Origin of the sequence: Bacillus toyonensis BCT-7112 (assembly GCF_000496285.1) — a bacterium.
GTDB classification, from domain to species: domain Bacteria; phylum Bacillota; class Bacilli; order Bacillales; family Bacillaceae_G; genus Bacillus_A; species Bacillus_A toyonensis.
This window is the reverse complement of sequence record NC_022781.1, coordinates 470,616-487,440: the sequence shown is the minus strand read 5'-3', so window position 1 is coordinate 487,440 and position 16,825 is coordinate 470,616. Positions and strand designations below refer to the sequence as shown.

Here is a 16,825-nt window from a genome sequence, read left to right as displayed (position 1 = left end):
GTTGTAAGTGTTCACAAATAATATAGTTGTATAAAATTAGAGATGGTACGATGGATAATTATGCTATTTTTTCTTTCATGTATAATAAGATGAGGGGACATCTCAATATTTAACTAATTAAAATAAGGGCAGTATATCAGTAAAAGGGGGAGAAGGATGGATAAGTTATTGCAAGAAATCATAAATTGGATTAGTAGGACTAATGAACAGGTTGTTATTGGTGTTTCAGGACATGGCGCTGCTGGAAAAACAACGTTTGCTAATATGCTTGTAGACCTACTAGATCAAAATGAAGTGAATTATATTAATACAGATCCATATATTGTTAGTTCAGACATACGAAAGCATGCAATTATTGACTATACATATCAAAACGAAAATCATCATTATAAAATGACGGCTTGTCATCCATCAGCGCATCATTTGTCTGCTTTAGAAAGAGATGTTCAGATGGTAAGGGCTGGTTTAGATTTTTATACGATAGATACGCATTATATGAAAAGCGAGTTAATTTCTTCAAAAAACAAAGTGACAATTGTAGAAGGAATGTGTGTCGCATTTATTAATCCCGATCTATTTGATTTGAAAATTTACTTCTATACAGATGATGAAACGGAATTAATGAGAAGGTCTAGCCGAGATATTGCTGAAAGGGGAGCCGATATCAATTATTTAAGGCGGTCTCATGCAGAACGTCGGATTCAGTATAAAGTGTTTATGCATCCATACAGTCAACGTTTTGATATTATTATTAAAAGTTCCGATGAAGCAATATGTCTAGAAAAAAATACATTTGAGTTTTATAAAGTTTAAATGCAAATACTCTATTTGTTATGTTTATTATGAGGGTTCATTTTCATTATTTGGTTCTCAAATGAAGCAACTTTATTATTCACCTAAAAATCCATTGTCTATGAAACAACTAGATTTTTAAACGACTTTAATAGACATCTGTCATTTACATAGACAGATGTCTATTGTATTTTTGGTAGCAAGATTAAATAACCTTTTTGTTACTTTACAGTAAGTAGTAAAAAAAATTGTAATTCGAATGCCAAAACGGCTCCCACATTCCTATATTTATATTGAAGGATTGGGATTTCTTATTTGCTAGCAAAGAGTGGAGGGAAATAGATGGCGGTGTACCGTAATGTGCAGGTGAACTTTTGGCAAGATGAATTCATATTAGATTTAACGCCAGAGGAGCGTTATTTTTACATATATTTGTTAACTGGTACGAAAACGAAGCAATGTGGAATTTACATATTACCGAAGCGTGTGGCAGAACTGGAAACGGGCTACAGTATGGAGACTGTTGAGAAGCTGTTAAATAGGTTTGTTGCATACGGAAAGATTTTATACGATGCGGAAACGAAAGAGTTATACATACTAAATTGGCTACACTATAACCCTATTTTAAATACGAATGTAGAGAAGTGTGTGTTACGTGAGTTAAAGACTGTGAAAAATAAAGAATTCATATATACGTTTTTACGTAAATGTCTTGAAGAAGAATGGAAGATTCCATTGTTATTGCAGCATTTTGGTATGCCTGAAGAAGAGGATACTAGTAGTTTACAAGAAGTTATTGAAGAGAAAGAAGTAGAAAGTATAGAAGAGGCCGTTCCCAATAGTAAAGTGTACAAGTTTTATGAACAACATATTAGTAGTTTATCCCCATATATCGTGAAGGAATTGAAGGATTGGATACAAAGAGTTTCAGGAAAGGTAGTACTAGAAGCACTTAAAATTGCGTTTGAACATAATAAGCGAACGTTCGCTTATGTGAAGGGGATTTTGAGGAATTGGTGTAAGAAAGGGCAAGTAGATTTAAGTGAAGAAAAGGAAGGATTCATTTTGTATGATCCGTAGCATATAAGGATTTTTCTATTTTAAAAGGTTCTTTCAAAATAGAAGCGAATAGTTTGAGAAAGGAGGGGTTATATGGAAGTTGTTATAAAGAAGAAACGAACTAGAGGTAAGAGAATTTTTATTTGGTCTAGTAGTATCGTTCTTTTATTGATTATTTGCAGTGTGATTTTTTTGAACGTATATACGCTGAGATCTATGCCAAAGATAGATGGAACGAAAAAGCTAGAGGATTTACAACATGCTGTTACGGTGAAACGAGATAGTAACGGGGTACCGCATATTAAAGCGGAAAATGCACATGATTTATATTTTTCGCAAGGGTATGTGCAAGCACAAGATCGCTTATTTCAAATGGATTTAAGTAGAAGGCAAGCTTCTGGTATGTTAAGTGAAGTTGTTGGAGAAGCAGCCGTTGATAGAGATAAATTGTTTCGAACGCTCGGTTTACGGCGAGCAGCAGAAGCGTCTGTTAGTCAATATGATGGGGAAGCAAAATTTGCTTTGCAGTCATTTGCTGATGGGGTGAACGCTTTTATACGTGAAGCGAAAGCGGAAAAGAGATTGCCAGTTGAGTTTACTATATTAGGTTATGAACCTGCTGAATGGTCAATTGTTGATACTTTAACGATTGGGAAGTATATGGCGTTTGATTTAGGAGGACATTGGCACGGGCAAGCGTTTCGTTATTGGGCGCTGAAAAATCTTCCGAAAGAGCAAGCAAATGAGATATTTCCTACATATCCGAAAGATGCCCCTAGATTGCTCGCTGAACTGAAAAATACAAATGTGGACGTAGCACAAAGTTTTTCAAAAACGATAATTCCGCCGGAGTTTAACGGTAGTAATAACTGGGTTGTGAGTGGTGAGAAGAGTGCGTCAGGTAAGCCAATTTTAGCGGATGACCCTCATTTATCTCTTGCGACACCTTCTATATGGTATCAAACGAGACTTGAAATGAAAGATTTAAATGTGAGTGGCGTTATTTTCGCTGGAGTGCCAGGTGTTATATTAGGACACAATGACAAAATAGCATGGGGCGTTACGAATACCGGTCCTGATGTGCAAGATTTATATATTGAAAAGAGAAACCCTAATAATGAAAATGAATTTTTGTATAACGATAAATGGGAAAAAGCTACTGTTGTTGACGAATCTATTAAAGTAAAAGGGGGGAAAACAATTCCGTATAATGTGACGGTTACGAGGCATGGTCCAGTCATTTCAGAGTTTGCGGATAAAGGAAAAGAGAAAACGAAAACAGTATTCGCTTTGAAATGGACTGCTTTGGAGCCTTCTGCTGAATTAAAGGCTGTATTAAATATGAATAAAGCGAAAGATTGGAATGAGTTTGAAACGGCACTTCAAGATTTTCATACACCAACTCAAAACTTTGTATTTGCATCAAACGATGGCACGATTGCTTATAAAGCGAATGGAAATATACCAGTGCGTAAAAAAGGTGATGGGAGTTTGCCAGTGCCAGGGTGGACTGATGAATATGAATGGGAAGGGTATATCCCATATGATCAACTGCCAAAAGTAATAAATCCAAAACAAGGGTTTATTTCAACTGCGAATAATAAAATTGTGGATGATAATTATCCATACCATATTAGCAATACGTGGGCGCAGCCATATAGACAAATGCGTATTCAAGAGTTTTTGCAAGAGAAGGACAAGTATACGGTGAAAGATTTAGAAGAATTACAGATGGATCAAAAGAATTTATACGGGAAAGAGTTTACTCCAATATTTTTAAAAGAGTTACATAAAACAGCTTTAAATGAAGTAGAGAAAGAAGGCGTAAAACAATTAACAAAGTGGAACTTTTACGATAGTAAAGATGAAGCGGCACCATTAATTTTTCATTTGTTAATGAAAGAGATTTCGAATACGTTATTTTCAAAAGAAATACCGAAAGATGTGATGGAGTTATTTGAAGGAAAGTCACAAGTTGTTGATGAATTGATTCGGAAACAAGTAGCCGGGGAAAATAGTGTATGGTTTTCTAAGTATGGAGGCTTCACAAAAGTTGTGCATACATCGTACGAGAATGTAATGAAGAAATTGCAGAAGGAGTATGGACCCGATGTTGCAGAGTGGAAGTGGGGCGATTACCATCAACTTGCTTTTACACATCCAATTTCAAAATCATCTAGTATGTTAGCGTTATTTGCTTTTAATCGTGAGAAACCAGTTCCGATTGGCGGAAGTCAAGTTACCGTTCAAGCCGCGAGTTACGGCGATAACGGTATTGTAAATCACGGGGCTTCTTGGCGATTCGTTATTGATACGAAGGATATGTCAAACGGTTATCATATCGTAGGGCCAGGACAGTCAGGACATTTTAGAAGCGATTGGTATCATGATCAAATAGATGATTGGGTAAATGGCACGTATCATATGACTACTTTAAATACAGATGGAATTGAAGGGAAAGTATTAACTTTACAGCCGAAGTGATAGTATGTTCCTATGTGCAGATGGCCCAGCTTTATGAAGTAATAATCCTTCCGCTAATGAAAGTGTTACTTTAGAAAAAAGACTCTTACTATTGTAAGAGTCTTTTTTCTACGGTAATGGATAAAATATCCTTTTTGTAGAAAAACGACAAATTTTGACAAAATATTGTACAGGGACTTGTTATAATACCTTTTGGAATATTATGTTTATTAAACGGAGGATGAAGTAGTGTGCAACAAGGGGAATTTCTTAATAGTTGCAGTGAAATCTAATAGGGGGATTTAATATGAGCATTAAAGTAATAAGAGCAACAGGGATAATGGGCGGAGCAGCAAGAGTTGCAGTAAAGGTAGATAACGAAGTAGTAATGAAACTTGAGAATAACGAAGAATATACGCTTCCTTTTGAATTAGGTGAAGCGAATATTAAAGTAAAACAATTCTTTTTTGGAAGTAAAGAAAAGAAAGTAAAGGATGGCGACATAGTAGAAATTAAGATAAATAGTATCGCCATGCTATTACTGATGGTGTCAATGATGGCTGTTTTATTCGGTTCATCAATTGGTATAAATATTGTTGTTTTTGGTGTAATAGGAGCATTAGTTACGTTAGTATACGGATTGAATAACTGGTTTAGTTTAGAGGTTAAATAATTATTGTATATATATTTATTTCAGTTGATTTACTATACATGAAATGAAAATATTTTTAAGCGGGAAATGGGGAGAATCAGTATGAAGAAAATGGTTGTAATATCTAGTTTGGCTCTAATAGTAGGTTTAACAACTGGTTGTAGCAGTGAAAAAACAAGTGGACCTAAAACAGTATCTGTAAAAAAAGAAAAAGAGTTAGTAGCGAAGGATATTTTTAAAAAAGCAGCTGACGGATTAAAACAAGAGGAATATCTTACATTGACATCTCTTATGTCAATGAAGGGGAGCAGCCAATCAGAAGAGATTAAAATGAAAATACAGATGGAGCCGAAACTGAAGAATTCTAGAGCTGAAATGAAAATAAGTGGTACAGATATTGTAACGTATGAAGTAGATGGAAAGGTCGCTGCTCAAGTGAAAAACCCTGATACAGGAGAGTTAGTTACGATACCTAATGATCAATTTAATGTAAATGATGTAATGGTCAGTAAAAATTTACTGAATGAGTTAGATTTACCGGAAGCTTTGGCTAAGAAAATGAAAGCAAAGAAGGATGGGGACACATATAAACTTACACTTGAATTAAAGGGAAAAGAAGCAGTAGATACGTTACAAAAAATTAATGGAGATATGAAAAAATTAACGGAAGGATTTAGTATGGATGCGTTTAACATTGAATATATAATAACAAAAGATTATAAATTTGAAGAGATGCGAACAACTATAAAAGTGAGTGAAAGTAACGCAGATAAAAAAGCTAGTACAGATAAGGAAAAGTTGGATGCAGTTGTGAGTATAAAGATTGATTCATATGAAAAGTTTGATTCAATTAAGTTACCAGAAGGGATTCAATAATTTCAATTGTAAAAGGATAAAAAAGAGCGGAAATCCGCTCTTTTTTATTTATCTTACTATTTTCAGGAGAATTATATGAATAATGCTTTTATTAATGAAAACTTCATGTGATTTTTTCTGGAATATATGTGAAACATTGTATAAAATAATCAAGAAAGCCAAAAATTATAGGGGGAAAGTTGTGAAGAAAAATAAGAGTTTAATAAGTTTTTTAGGAGTGTTTATTATGTTGTTTTCTTTTTGTTTTCAAGGAAACGTACAGGCAGATGTAAATACTGTTCAACCTGGAAAAATAAAATCAGGAAACGTAACGGTATGGGAAGTTGGAAATGTAGCGAAAGTGTTAGCTGATGTAGAGCGCTTAAATTTAAATACAGTAAATGTACCGATTCAAGTAGATATTCCGAATGTGACTTCTACTAACATGGTAATTAATCAGGCGCAAAAGAAACAGGCTATCATTTTAATTCAAGAATTATTAAAGCGTAATATTCAAGTTATAGTGGAACCGTTCCCATATATTCAGCAGGGGAATGTTGGAGAAACAGAATGGAATCCAAGTAATATTAATGATTTCTTCTGGAATTGGAAAACGGTTATTCTACAAGATATTTTTAATTCTATTACAAGTAAATACAATGTGTATGGACTAAAGATTGCTTCTAATTTCGTTAATATGGAATATGCAGAAGGATATTGGAACGATACGATTAATTTTGTCCGTCAGCAGTATAAAGGAAATGTTTTGTATCAAATGAACTGGTGGTTAACAGCAAGCTGGGACCCTTCTTATGAAGCGAAGTTTAAAGAGAAAATAAATCGTCCGTATTTAAAAAAGGTGGATATTGTTAGTATCGATAGTTGGTTTGAAGTTTCAGGAAAAAGGAATCCATCATACGAAGAAGTGAAGCAAAGTTTATTCGCGACAACAGTATATAATCGTGGACAAAATGTTGTTCAACAACTGGAACAATTACATAATGCAACAGGAAAGCCAGTTTATTTTGGTGGATTTAACGTACCAGCGCGTGAACTAGGACTACAAAATCCATGGAATCCAGATGTTTCAAATGTATTTTCAAAAGATGTACAATTAAATGGCTGGCGCGCTTACCGAGATGTATTAGAACCGAAACCATATTTTAAAGGTTTTTCAATTTGGTTTATTGGCTCTAATGATAGTACACATGCGTATCAAATACATAGTAAAGAAGCAGAGGCAGTTATTAACGGATGGTATCGAAAATAAATTTTATAAAATAGGTAAGTTTTGAAGTTTCCTACATATATTTCTAGTGAAAGGCCTTTCACCATCTTATCACCTAGGGGGCAATCATAATGAAATTTTTGTCTTACCTTACAGTAATTTTGGTGATTCTTGGCGGTTTGAATTGGTTGTTTGTAGCGTTAGATTACAATGTAGTTGAGAAATGGTTTGGTTCTATGCCGGCGCTTGTGGACACTATTTATTGGCTCTTTGGTCTTTCTGCTATTTATCAAATTTTTGATCGGTTCTTTACGGACAATTAGCTATTATTCTTCTATTATTAAAGTGTTAAGTACGATTATGTACTTAACACTTTTTTATATGTTTACATATAGTATGCACGTGCAAGCGATTCCATCGCGTCTTGAGACATAATATTAGAAAAGAAATTGACCGTATATTGTATTGTGGGTTATAATTCAGAAAGTTTAAAAAATAATAAAATGAGAAATAGGGAGGTCATCTGGGTGATGGAGAGAGTGTATAATTTTTCTGCAGGACCATCAATACTCCCTTTGCCAGTTTTAGAGAAGGTGCAAAAGGAGCTTTTAAATTATAACGGGACAGGCATGTCTATTATGGAAATGAGTCATCGATCTTCTTATTTTCAAAGTATTATTGATGAAGCGAGTAGCCTGCTTCGTGAATTAATGAACATTCCTGATGGGTATGAAGTTTTATTTTTACAGGGCGGTGCATCATTACAATTTTCTATGATACCGTTAAATATAATGAATACGTACAAAAAAGCAGGTTATGTACTGACTGGCTCATGGTCTAAAAAGGCACTGCAAGAAGCAGAAAAAGTAGGGGAAGTACAAGTGATTGCTTCTTCTGAACAAGAGAAGTTTACTACGATTCCTAAATTGGATGGTTTACTCGGTAATGAAAAACTAGATTATGTACATATAACAACGAATAATACAATTGAGGGGACAAAATATGTGGATATTCCACATCTCGAAGAAGTGCCGCTAGTTGCGGATATGTCCTCAAATATTTTATCAGAACGATATGATGTTACGAAGTTTGGCCTCATATATGCGGGAGCACAAAAGAATTTAGGGCCAGCGGGCTTAACGATTGCTATTATAAAAAAAGATTTAATTGGCGGGGCAAATCGCTCTTGTCCTACAATGTTAAACTATGAAACTTATAGTAAAAATAACTCCTTATATAATACACCGCCATCTTTTAGTATTTACGTAACGAAGCTTGTACTAGAGTGGTTAAAAGAACAAGGCGGGGTATCTGCGATTGAAGAACAAAATAGAATGAAATCGTCACTTCTTTATCATTTCTTAGATGAATCTAAATTGTTTACTTCACCAGTTGATCCTACGTATCGTTCACTTATGAACATTCCGTTTACAACACCGTCAGAAGAATTAAATAATCAGTTTTTACAAAAAGCGAAGGAACGCGGGTTCGTTACGTTAAAAGGACATCGTTCAGTAGGTGGCATGCGCGCTAGTATTTATAATGCGATGCCAGTGGAAGGTGTGCAGCAATTAGTAGATTATATGAAAGAATTTGAGCTTGAAAATAGATAGGGAGATGGGGATATGTTTCGTGTTCAAACGTTAAATCAAATTGCAGAAAAAGGTTTGCAAGTTCTTGGCGGAGAGCGCTATGAAGTAGGGGATAGAATGGATCATCCAGACGGCATTTTACTTCGCAGCTATTCTTTACATCAAGAAGAGTTTTCAAAAGATTTAAAGGCGATTGCAAGAGCTGGTGCGGGTGTAAATAATATTCCTGTCGATCGATGTACGGAAAAGGGGATTGTAGTATTTAACACGCCAGGGGCTAATGCGAATGCCGTAAAGGAACTTATTATCGCAAGTCTTATTATGTCCTCACGTAACATTATTAATGGAGTAAGCTGGACGAAAAATCTAGAGGGTGAAGAAGTACCTCAGCTTGTTGAATCAGGGAAAAAACAATTTGTTGGATCAGAAATTGCGGGGAAACGTCTAGGGGTTATTGGCCTTGGTGCAATTGGTGCTTTAGTCGCGAATGATGCGCTAGCTTTAGGAATGGACGTTGTCGGATATGATCCTTACATTTCAGTTGAAACAGCTTGGCGCCTTTCTACACATGTGCAAAGAGCGTTTAGCCTAGATGAAATTTTTGCAACGTGTGATTATATTACACTTCATATTCCTCTTACGAATCAAACGAAGGGGCTTATTGGTGAACATGCTATAGAGACGATGAAAAAAGGAATGCGTCTATTCAATTTCTCAAGGGGGGAACTTGTAGATGAAAATGTTCTTCAAAAAGCATTAGAAGAAGATGTTATTACACATTACGTAACGGATTTCCCGAATGAAAATGTGATTAAGATGAAAAATGTAACAGCGACGCCCCATCTTGGTGCATCTACATCTGAATCGGAAGAAAATTGTGCAGTAATGGCTGCACGTCAATTACGTGAATATTTAGAGACAGGAAATATTCGTAATTCAGTCAACTATCCTAACGTAGAACTTCCGTATATCGGAAAGAAACGTATTACAATCATGCATCAAAACGTTCCGAACATGGTAGGACAAATTACAGGATGTTTAGCAGAACATCATATAAATATTGCGGATATGATTAATCGTAGTAAACATTCTTGGGCGTATACAATGATTGATATTGATAACGGAATTGATGATATAATTAAAGAGAATGTTGTGGAAAATATAAGCAAAATTTCAGGTGTTGTAGCCGTTCGAATGATTGTGTAAAGGAGAGAGGAAGTTGGCAAAAATCCGACCGTTTCGGGCCATTCGTCCAGTAGAAGAAAAAGCAGCACAAGTTGCGGCTTTACCGTATGACGTATTAAATAGTGAAGAGGCAAGAGAAGTTGTAAAAGGCAATCCGTATTCTTTCTTACACGTTGATAAAGCAGAAATCGATTTAGATCCGGCACTTTCACCGTACGATGATCGCGTATATGAAAAAGCGGGTGAAAATTTAAAGCAATTTATACGAGAAGAAGTGTTCATTCAAGATGAGGAGCCAGCATTATACATTTATGAGCTGACGATGCAAGGAAGAACGCAGTCAGGACTTGTCGTTTGTACATCTATTGATGAGTATGATGATGATACAATTAAAAAACACGAAAGAACGCGTCATGAAAAAGAATTAGATCGCATCCGTCACGTTGATGTGTGTGATGCAAATACGGGGCCTATCTTTTTAACGTACCGTAAAAAAGATGAAGTGAAACGTTTCATTAGCAGCTGGAAAGAAGAACATGCGCCAATTTATACATTTACAGCAGAAGATGGCGTTGAGCATGTTGCTTGGAAGGTTGCAGATGAAGGTGTAATTGCCACTTTAATAAACGCATTTGAAGATATTCCGAACTTGTACATTGCAGATGGACATCATCGCTCTGCATCAGCAGCAAAAGTAGGACTTATGCGAAGAGAACAAAATCCGAATTATACAGGAGAAGAGGAATTTAATTTCTTCTTATCCGTTCTATTCCCTCACGATGAATTATCAATTTGGGACTATAACCGAGTTGTGAAAGATTTAAACGGCTTATCAGAGGAACAGTTTTTAAAGCAAATTACGCAGTATTTTTATGTAGAAGAAGCAAATGTTTCTCCGTATAAACCGAATGAGCCGAAAACATTTGGTATGTATATAAACGAGAAGTGGTATAAGCTCACTGTGAAAGAGGAAACGTTTGATGCGAACGACCTTGTGAAAGGTTTAGATGTGTCTATTCTGCAAGACCATCTATTAAGCCAAGTACTTGAAATACATGATCCGCGATCTGATTCACGCGTCGATTTTGTAGGCGGAATACGCGGGTTAGAAGAACTAGAGCGCCTTGTGAACAGCGGTGCATATAAAGCAGCATTTGTATTATATCCAACGTCAATGGAAGATTTATTAGCAATCGCAGACGCTGGGGAAGTCATGCCGCCAAAATCAACGTGGTTTGAACCGAAACTGCGCAGTGGGTTGTTTGTACATTCTTTAAAGTAAATATAGACTTCTTTAGATTGAAAAACCGAAATGATTTTTAGTTTCGGTTTTTCTTATTTTAAAAGTGTTTTCGAGGAGGGGTATCAATGAAATTGCAAGTAGGCGAAAAAATCACCTTTGAGCGAACGTTTACAAGAGAAGATGTTGTTTTATTTACAGAGGTATCTAAGGATGAGGGAGTTCATCATGTTACACCTGATGAACAAGGGCGATTTGTTGTACAAGGACTTTTAACATCAACACTGCCTACGAAAGTTGGCGGTGATTATAACGTATTAGCTCGCAAGATGGATTTTGAATTTTTACGTCCCGTTTTTAGTGGGGATACGATTCGATGTGACGTAACAATTGAAAAATTTGAACCCGATGAAAAAAATCGTACGAAGATTATTGCGATGTTTACATGTATGAATCAACTTGAAAAAGAAGTATTGAAGGGGAGTTTTTCAGGGATTATTCTTTAATTGGTAGGAGAAGTAATGAATAAGTGGGAGCCCATGCCTCTCAGGCTTAGAGTTTTAATTCCCACCCATAACGAAAATTTTATGTATTATACTCTGTTCTTTTCTTAACGATTAGAAAATAGTTGGATAAGCTCGTCAATAAAAAGGACATTCTTAGTATTACAAGAAATGTCCTTTCCACTAAATTATAGGGTATTTTGCTAAATTTCAAATTCTAAAATTAGTTTACTAGTTTGACCTGTAAACTGATAGTTATAGGACCCTCTCAGACTTTCTAAGTTACCGGTAGCTTTAATAATTGTTCCTGGGGAATCTAAATTTCCTTTATCAAATATTCCTTGCTCTATAGCTGTAAATGTTCCTTGTTGCCCCTTATAAATTCCTTCAAAGTGTAAAAATCCAGAAATTTTAGCAGTAGCCAAGTGACCATCATTTATATTTGAGTCTAAATAATATAATAAGTATTCAACAAAAGCTTTTCCTTTTAATTCCCCATCAATATCATATTCAACATGGGCAATATTAATAGGGAAATCTTTTCTAGTATCATCAATTGGTTTTTCATCCCATTTCCTTACTGTAAATGTTACTTCCATACACGTAAATCCCCCTTTATCATTAGATAAGTAATCTCCATATCATTTAAAAAGTAACAATTCCCAGTCATATCTCATAGGAGTGTTTTTATTGATTTGAGTCCTGCCATATCGCTATCAAGCTAATAAAATAAAAATACGCTAGGATCAGGAAAACATAATTATAAAACTTATGGCTTTACTTATTGAAAGTTTCACTCCACTCCACTTTCCAAAATAGAGAAAGATCCATTTTCACAATCAATTTCTGCCATCGCACCGTAAGGTAAAATAAACTTCGGTTCGGTATGGCCGAAATTTAAATTGTAAAGAATCGGCAAATCTTCTAAATTATTTTCCTTCATAATCTTAAGTATTGCCTGTTTATATTCTTCATAATATGTTTCGTCTTTCGGTTTACCGAAGATGATTCCCTTTGCTTTTTGCAGAATGCCTTGCGCTGCATAATTTCGCAACCAATACTTTATATAATTTGGTTCTGGATGTTCTTCAGATGTTTCAAAGAATAGAATACTATTCTCCCAATGCTTTTTCTCAGGCCAAAGTTCCGTTCCTTTTACGAATTCCAATACTTCAATACAACCACCAATTAAACGCCCTCGTACAGTCCTAGATCCTTGAAGGACCTCATATCCGTTGTTTTGCTGCATCGTACGTCTTGTATCCTTATTTATTTCTATCCATTCTAAACGCTCACTCGTCCATTCGTTAGCTGGTTGAATTTCACCAATAATCTCATTTGAAAAGAGAGTTCGATTCACTGTTTCAATCGTATATGAATCCATCTCTATATTTTCAGCAAAATCGGTTAAGATTGCTGGACCGTAAAAAGAGGAAATTCCTGCTTTATGACAAAATAAGTGTGACACGGTATCGTCAGAGTACCCCATAAAGATTTTCGGATTTTCACGTATCACATTAAAATCAATATAAGGTAGTAAACGGATACTATCTTCGCCACCAATATTCGTAATAATTGCTTTAACACGCGTATCTTTAAATGCTGTCATTAAATCTTCCGCACGAGCCCCTGGATTGTTATAAAGGTATTCGCTACCTTTTAAACTATTTGGCATTGGGATAACTGTAAGCCCGAATACTTCTTCTAATCTCTTTACTCCTTGCTCATAACGCCATCTTAGCTTAGAATCACCCGCTCCTCCCCATGAAGCACTTACTGTTGCTACGATATCTCCTGCCTGTAATCTCTTTGGTTTTATTAACATATGAATTCCGCCCCTACATAATGTAATGAACTACGATTATACAAACCGTAGCATTGAAAAATATGCTGCATGACAGTAGTTTCTTCATCATCAATCCGTTTACCTGCTGATATTCAAGAATTTAGCAGTAGTGTTGAATATAGGAATAATCGATTTATATTTAAAAATTACAGTATGCAACATTGCATGAGAAAAGTGGTTGTTATTTTTATAACCTGTAACTATAATGATTACATGTTGGTCTTAGCCAATCAAACAAATAAAATCATCATGAATGGAGAGGTTACATATGGGTATGAAAAAATTAATTTTAGCAGGTGCTTTAGGTATCGCAGCATTATCAGGAACGAATGTACCAGGATTAGAACTATCAAAAGCGAGTGCCGCTTCTATTGAGTCAAATTTCTCGACGTTAGAAGGGCGAGTAGTAGAAGTAGATAACGGTGTAATTGTTGTGAAATCTAAGCAATATGAGGAGCCTGTTAGTGTGTATATGGATTCACTTTCAAATGTGAAAATAGGAGACGAAGTAAAAGCGACTGGATCTATGATGCGTAATTTTACAGAATATATGGTTGCAACTGCATTTGAAAATACAACAAACAAGTTAGGTATGCACATGAAAGAAGATGGCTCACCTGATTATGTAATTGGCGAAGTATCAAAAATAGGAACGATGGAAGATGAGGGAGACGGTTCTACTAAGTATGTCGTAGTTGAGTATCCATCACTAAATGGGAAGAAAGATAGTATTGACGTTTTCTTAACAAAGGGACAAGTATTTCATACTGGTGAGAAAGTAAAAATTGATATGAAGTTTGTAGGATGGGGCGGAAGTTCTATTAACTGGAACACAACGGACAACATTGAAAAAGTTCATGAGGTAAAGAGCGACGTTGAAAATAATGATGATGTTTGGATTTGGTCTTAATTAGACGCTTGTAAATAACAAATGTATCATGCAGTACCCATCGAATCATCATATGTATGATAATTCGATGGGTACTTTTTTGTTTTATGTTTTTTTGAGAATACTGGATTTCCGATTAGAATATGATGTTAACACTGGAGCGAAGGTTAAAAATACAATATTGAAAGAGGTGTTTAAGGGTGGAGCGAGATGATGTTTATTTACGAGCTAAAAAAAGAATGGAGAATTTAAAAGCATTTTACATTCATTTAACGGTTTATATACTAGTGAACTTAATGCTTTTTATTATAAATATAAGTTCTGATTCAAGTAAATTATGGTTTTTATATCCACTTGCAGGTTGGGGGATTGGTATCGTTATACACGGATTGACGACTTTTCCATTTGGGATATTCGGAAAAGAGTGGGAAGAACGAAAGATTAAAGAATATATGGAGAAAGATAAGTAAATTTATTTCTGGAATTTATGAATATAAAATCTCATATAAATCTCTATGATTACACGCTTGAGGCGAAGTCTATTCTATAGCTTCGCCTATTTGCTTTGTATTTGAAGTTTGTGCGAGTGAGAGTGTTCATATACATTTTTTAGGGTGAACTGCATGTGAAATCAAAACTTTATTTGTAGTACATAATAAATACAGTTATTTTACTTTTTAAATTACATGTGGATATAGGATAAAGTTGATTTATTACCCTATATTAAAATAAAAATAAACCACTGTTCGATTTGAATATTCCACGATATAATGGTGAGAGTTTATAGCAGAATAAATATTTACATAAGAAGTGAGGTACTGTATGAAAAAAAGAACGACAGACATTATTTTTATTATTATTGGTGCATTTCTTTTTGCGTTAGGTGTCAATTTGTTTGTTATCCCGAACGAGTTTGGTGAGGGCGGGGTAACAGGTATCACGATTATTACGTACTATTTATTTGAGTGGTCACCAGGTTTAGTCAACTTAATTTTAAATGCGATTTTGTTAATAGCTGGTTATAAATTTTTAAACAAGATCACAACAATTTATACGATTATCGCTGTAGTTACGAACTCGCTATTTCTTCATTTAACAGAAGGTTGGACGATTGCTTCTGATGAAATGCTCGTAAATGCCATTTTCGGAGGAATATTTATTGGGTGCGGGATTGGCCTTATTATTCGCGTTGGCGGAACAACTGCAGGTACTACTATCTTAGCAAGGATGACGCATAAATATTTAGGATGGAGCATTAGCTATGGTTTACTGTTCTTCGATTTAATTGTTGCGTTTTCATCTTATTTCATCATTGGTGCAGAAAAACTGATGATAACAATTATTATGCTATATGTAGCAACGAAAGTGATGGAGTTTGTAATTGAAGGTTTAAATCCGAAGAAAGCCATTACGATTATTTCTGATAACCCGAATGAAATTGCCGGGAAGGTAACTACCTTAATGGGCAGAGGGGTTACTGTGTACTCAGGTCATGGCTATTACACGAAAACTCCGAAGGAAATTCTTTATGTTGTTATTAATAAGCAAGAAGTAGTGAAGCTAAAACGGATTGTTCAAACTACAGATCCGGCTGCGTTCATCGCTATACACGATGTTCGTGATGTGTTCGGAGAAGGATTTGTTGATATTTCTAAAGCATAGAAATTACTTTTCATTAAAATAATCTTAATACTAAAACGTAAGAATTTATTTTGAATAATCTTTTTTCAAAATAGATTCTTTTTTATTTATCTTAAAATGTTGGTTTGTTTTTCTTTTTCTTGCAAAAAATCCAATTGTTTCTTAATGTAAGGATGTAGAAGGATGAACGAGAGAGGGTTTAATGAAGATGATACATATTTTATTAGCTGATGATGATAAGCATATTAGAGAATTATTGCATTACCATTTACAAAAAGAGGGGTTTAAAGTTTTTGAAGCGGAAGATGGAAAGGTAGCGCAAGACGTTTTAGAGAAGGAAAATATTCATCTTGCGATAGTAGACATTATGATGCCGTTTGTTGATGGCTATACGTTATGTGAAGAAATCCGGAAGTATCATGATATACCGGTTATTTTATTAACTGCGAAAGATCAGTTAGTTGATAAAGAAAAAGGATTCATTTCTGGTACGGACGATTATATTGTAAAACCGTTTGAGCCAGCTGAAGTCATTTTTCGAATGAAAGCTTTGTTGCGCCGTTATCAAATGTTGAGTGCAGACATTATTACACTTCACGGGACGACAATTGATCGTAAAGGTGTTGAAGTAAAGTGTAACGGTCAAACGATTTTGCTTCCGCTGAAGGAATTTGAATTATTATCGCAATTAGCTAGTTATCCTGGAAGAACATTTTCAAGAGAAGAGTTAATTGAATTAGTATGGGGAATGGATTTCGAAGGGGACGAACGAACGGTTGACGTTCATGTGAAGAGACTACGAGATCGTTTCTCAAAAAGAACAGATGATTTTCAAATTACGACAGTGCGCGGACTCGGCTATAAGTTGGAGTTGAAATAA

17 protein-coding genes are annotated in these 16,825 nt (G+C 35.0%); 15 read left to right on the top strand and 2 right to left on the bottom strand.

Features of this window, described 5'->3' with window-relative positions:
- The first annotated feature begins 156 nt into the window (after positions 1-156).
- The 11 genes from BTOYO_RS02485 (at position 157) to BTOYO_RS02435 (ending at position 11,572) form a co-directional block, all read left to right on the top strand.
- Positions 157-813: a uridine kinase family protein gene (locus BTOYO_RS02485; protein WP_000359525.1), complete on the top strand. Its 657-nt coding sequence runs from the start codon at positions 157-159 to the stop codon at positions 811-813.
- A 321-nt stretch (positions 814-1,134) separates the two neighbouring features.
- Positions 1,135-1,872 carry a DnaD domain-containing protein gene (locus BTOYO_RS02480; protein WP_000312078.1) on the top strand — a complete coding sequence of 246 codons (738 nt, stop codon included), beginning with the start codon at positions 1,135-1,137 and terminating at the stop codon, positions 1,870-1,872.
- A gap of 72 nt (positions 1,873-1,944) precedes the next feature.
- On the top strand, positions 1,945-4,335 hold the full coding sequence (locus BTOYO_RS02475) for a penicillin acylase family protein (protein ID WP_000454359.1): 2,391 nt from the start codon (positions 1,945-1,947) through the stop codon (positions 4,333-4,335).
- A gap of 286 nt (positions 4,336-4,621) precedes the next feature.
- Positions 4,622-4,987, top strand: a complete 366-nt coding sequence (locus tag BTOYO_RS02470) for a hypothetical protein (RefSeq protein WP_000025021.1) — start codon at positions 4,622-4,624, stop codon at positions 4,985-4,987.
- Positions 4,988-5,068: 81 nt separating this feature from the next.
- On the top strand, positions 5,069-5,842 hold the full coding sequence (locus BTOYO_RS02465) for a DUF6612 family protein (protein ID WP_000738998.1): 774 nt from the start codon (positions 5,069-5,071) through the stop codon (positions 5,840-5,842).
- Between the two features lie 181 nt (positions 5,843-6,023).
- Positions 6,024-7,091, top strand: a complete 1,068-nt coding sequence (locus BTOYO_RS02460; RefSeq protein ID WP_000739752.1) for a glycoside hydrolase family 113 — start codon at positions 6,024-6,026, stop codon at positions 7,089-7,091.
- A gap of 89 nt (positions 7,092-7,180) precedes the next feature.
- Positions 7,181-7,372 carry a DUF378 domain-containing protein gene (locus tag BTOYO_RS02455; RefSeq protein WP_000670800.1) on the top strand — a complete coding sequence of 64 codons (192 nt, stop codon included), beginning with the start codon at positions 7,181-7,183 and terminating at the stop codon, positions 7,370-7,372.
- Between the two features lie 207 nt (positions 7,373-7,579).
- Positions 7,580-8,662 carry a 3-phosphoserine/phosphohydroxythreonine transaminase gene (serC, locus tag BTOYO_RS02450; RefSeq protein ID WP_000442912.1) on the top strand — a complete coding sequence of 361 codons (1,083 nt, stop codon included), beginning with the start codon at positions 7,580-7,582 and terminating at the stop codon, positions 8,660-8,662.
- Positions 8,663-8,674: 12 nt separating this feature from the next.
- A complete protein-coding gene (locus tag BTOYO_RS02445) occupies positions 8,675-9,847 on the top strand; it encodes a 3-phosphoglycerate dehydrogenase family protein (protein WP_000490244.1) in 1,173 nt (390 codons plus the stop codon).
- A gap of 13 nt (positions 9,848-9,860) precedes the next feature.
- A complete protein-coding gene (locus BTOYO_RS02440) occupies positions 9,861-11,108 on the top strand; it encodes a DUF1015 domain-containing protein (protein ID WP_001063057.1) in 1,248 nt (415 codons plus the stop codon).
- Between the two features lie 86 nt (positions 11,109-11,194).
- Positions 11,195-11,572, top strand: a complete 378-nt coding sequence (locus tag BTOYO_RS02435; RefSeq protein ID WP_000776365.1) for a hotdog family protein — start codon at positions 11,195-11,197, stop codon at positions 11,570-11,572.
- A 200-nt stretch (positions 11,573-11,772) separates the two neighbouring features.
- Here BTOYO_RS02435 and BTOYO_RS02430 read toward each other — a convergent pair whose 3' ends face one another.
- Together BTOYO_RS02430 and BTOYO_RS02425 are read right to left on the bottom strand one after the other, a co-directional pair.
- Positions 11,773-12,168 carry a DUF3224 domain-containing protein gene (locus BTOYO_RS02430; RefSeq protein WP_000454076.1) on the bottom strand — a complete coding sequence of 132 codons (396 nt, stop codon included), beginning with the start codon at positions 12,166-12,168 and terminating at the stop codon, positions 11,773-11,775.
- A gap of 194 nt (positions 12,169-12,362) precedes the next feature.
- Positions 12,363-13,394 carry a S66 family peptidase gene (locus tag BTOYO_RS02425; RefSeq protein WP_000905852.1) on the bottom strand — a complete coding sequence of 344 codons (1,032 nt, stop codon included), beginning with the start codon at positions 13,392-13,394 and terminating at the stop codon, positions 12,363-12,365.
- A 289-nt stretch (positions 13,395-13,683) separates the two neighbouring features.
- On the opposite strand from BTOYO_RS02425, the gene BTOYO_RS02420 reads away from it, so the two are divergent.
- From BTOYO_RS02420 to BTOYO_RS02405, 4 genes are all read left to right on the top strand, one after another.
- A complete protein-coding gene (locus BTOYO_RS02420) occupies positions 13,684-14,325 on the top strand; it encodes a F0F1 ATP synthase subunit alpha (RefSeq protein WP_000525532.1) in 642 nt (213 codons plus the stop codon).
- Positions 14,326-14,504: 179 nt separating this feature from the next.
- Complete coding sequence (locus tag BTOYO_RS02415) at positions 14,505-14,774, top strand: 2TM domain-containing protein (protein ID WP_000438987.1); 270 nt, start codon at positions 14,505-14,507, stop codon at positions 14,772-14,774.
- Between the two features lie 352 nt (positions 14,775-15,126).
- Complete coding sequence (locus BTOYO_RS02410; protein ID WP_000747488.1) at positions 15,127-15,966, top strand: YitT family protein; 840 nt, start codon at positions 15,127-15,129, stop codon at positions 15,964-15,966.
- A 181-nt stretch (positions 15,967-16,147) separates the two neighbouring features.
- On the top strand, positions 16,148-16,825 hold the full coding sequence (locus BTOYO_RS02405; protein WP_000781961.1) for a response regulator transcription factor: 678 nt from the start codon (positions 16,148-16,150) through the stop codon (positions 16,823-16,825).

What these genes read in the sequence shown, in the direction of transcription:
- BTOYO_RS02485 (WP_000359525.1), top strand. Translation starts at nt 157, where the DNA reads ATGGATAAGTTATTGCAAGAAATCATAAATTGGATTAGTAGGACTAAT.
- BTOYO_RS02480 (WP_000312078.1), top strand. Translation starts at nt 1,135, where the DNA reads ATGGCGGTGTACCGTAATGTGCAGGTGAACTTTTGGCAAGATGAATTC.
- BTOYO_RS02475 (WP_000454359.1), top strand. Translation starts at nt 1,945, where the DNA reads ATGGAAGTTGTTATAAAGAAGAAACGAACTAGAGGTAAGAGAATTTTT.
- BTOYO_RS02470 (WP_000025021.1), top strand. Translation starts at nt 4,622, where the DNA reads ATGAGCATTAAAGTAATAAGAGCAACAGGGATAATGGGCGGAGCAGCA.
- BTOYO_RS02465 (WP_000738998.1), top strand. Translation starts at nt 5,069, where the DNA reads ATGAAGAAAATGGTTGTAATATCTAGTTTGGCTCTAATAGTAGGTTTA.
- BTOYO_RS02455 (WP_000670800.1), top strand. Translation starts at nt 7,181, where the DNA reads ATGAAATTTTTGTCTTACCTTACAGTAATTTTGGTGATTCTTGGCGGT.
- serC (WP_000442912.1), top strand. Translation starts at nt 7,580, where the DNA reads ATGGAGAGAGTGTATAATTTTTCTGCAGGACCATCAATACTCCCTTTG.
- BTOYO_RS02445 (WP_000490244.1), top strand. Translation starts at nt 8,675, where the DNA reads ATGTTTCGTGTTCAAACGTTAAATCAAATTGCAGAAAAAGGTTTGCAA.
- BTOYO_RS02435 (WP_000776365.1), top strand. Translation starts at nt 11,195, where the DNA reads ATGAAATTGCAAGTAGGCGAAAAAATCACCTTTGAGCGAACGTTTACA.
- BTOYO_RS02430 (WP_000454076.1), bottom strand. Translation starts at nt 12,168, where the DNA reads ATGGAAGTAACATTTACAGTAAGGAAATGGGATGAAAAACCAATTGAT.
- BTOYO_RS02425 (WP_000905852.1), bottom strand. Translation starts at nt 13,394, where the DNA reads ATGTTAATAAAACCAAAGAGATTACAGGCAGGAGATATCGTAGCAACA.
- BTOYO_RS02420 (WP_000525532.1), top strand. Translation starts at nt 13,684, where the DNA reads ATGGGTATGAAAAAATTAATTTTAGCAGGTGCTTTAGGTATCGCAGCA.
- BTOYO_RS02410 (WP_000747488.1), top strand. Translation starts at nt 15,127, where the DNA reads ATGAAAAAAAGAACGACAGACATTATTTTTATTATTATTGGTGCATTT.
- BTOYO_RS02405 (WP_000781961.1), top strand. Translation starts at nt 16,148, where the DNA reads ATGAAGATGATACATATTTTATTAGCTGATGATGATAAGCATATTAGA.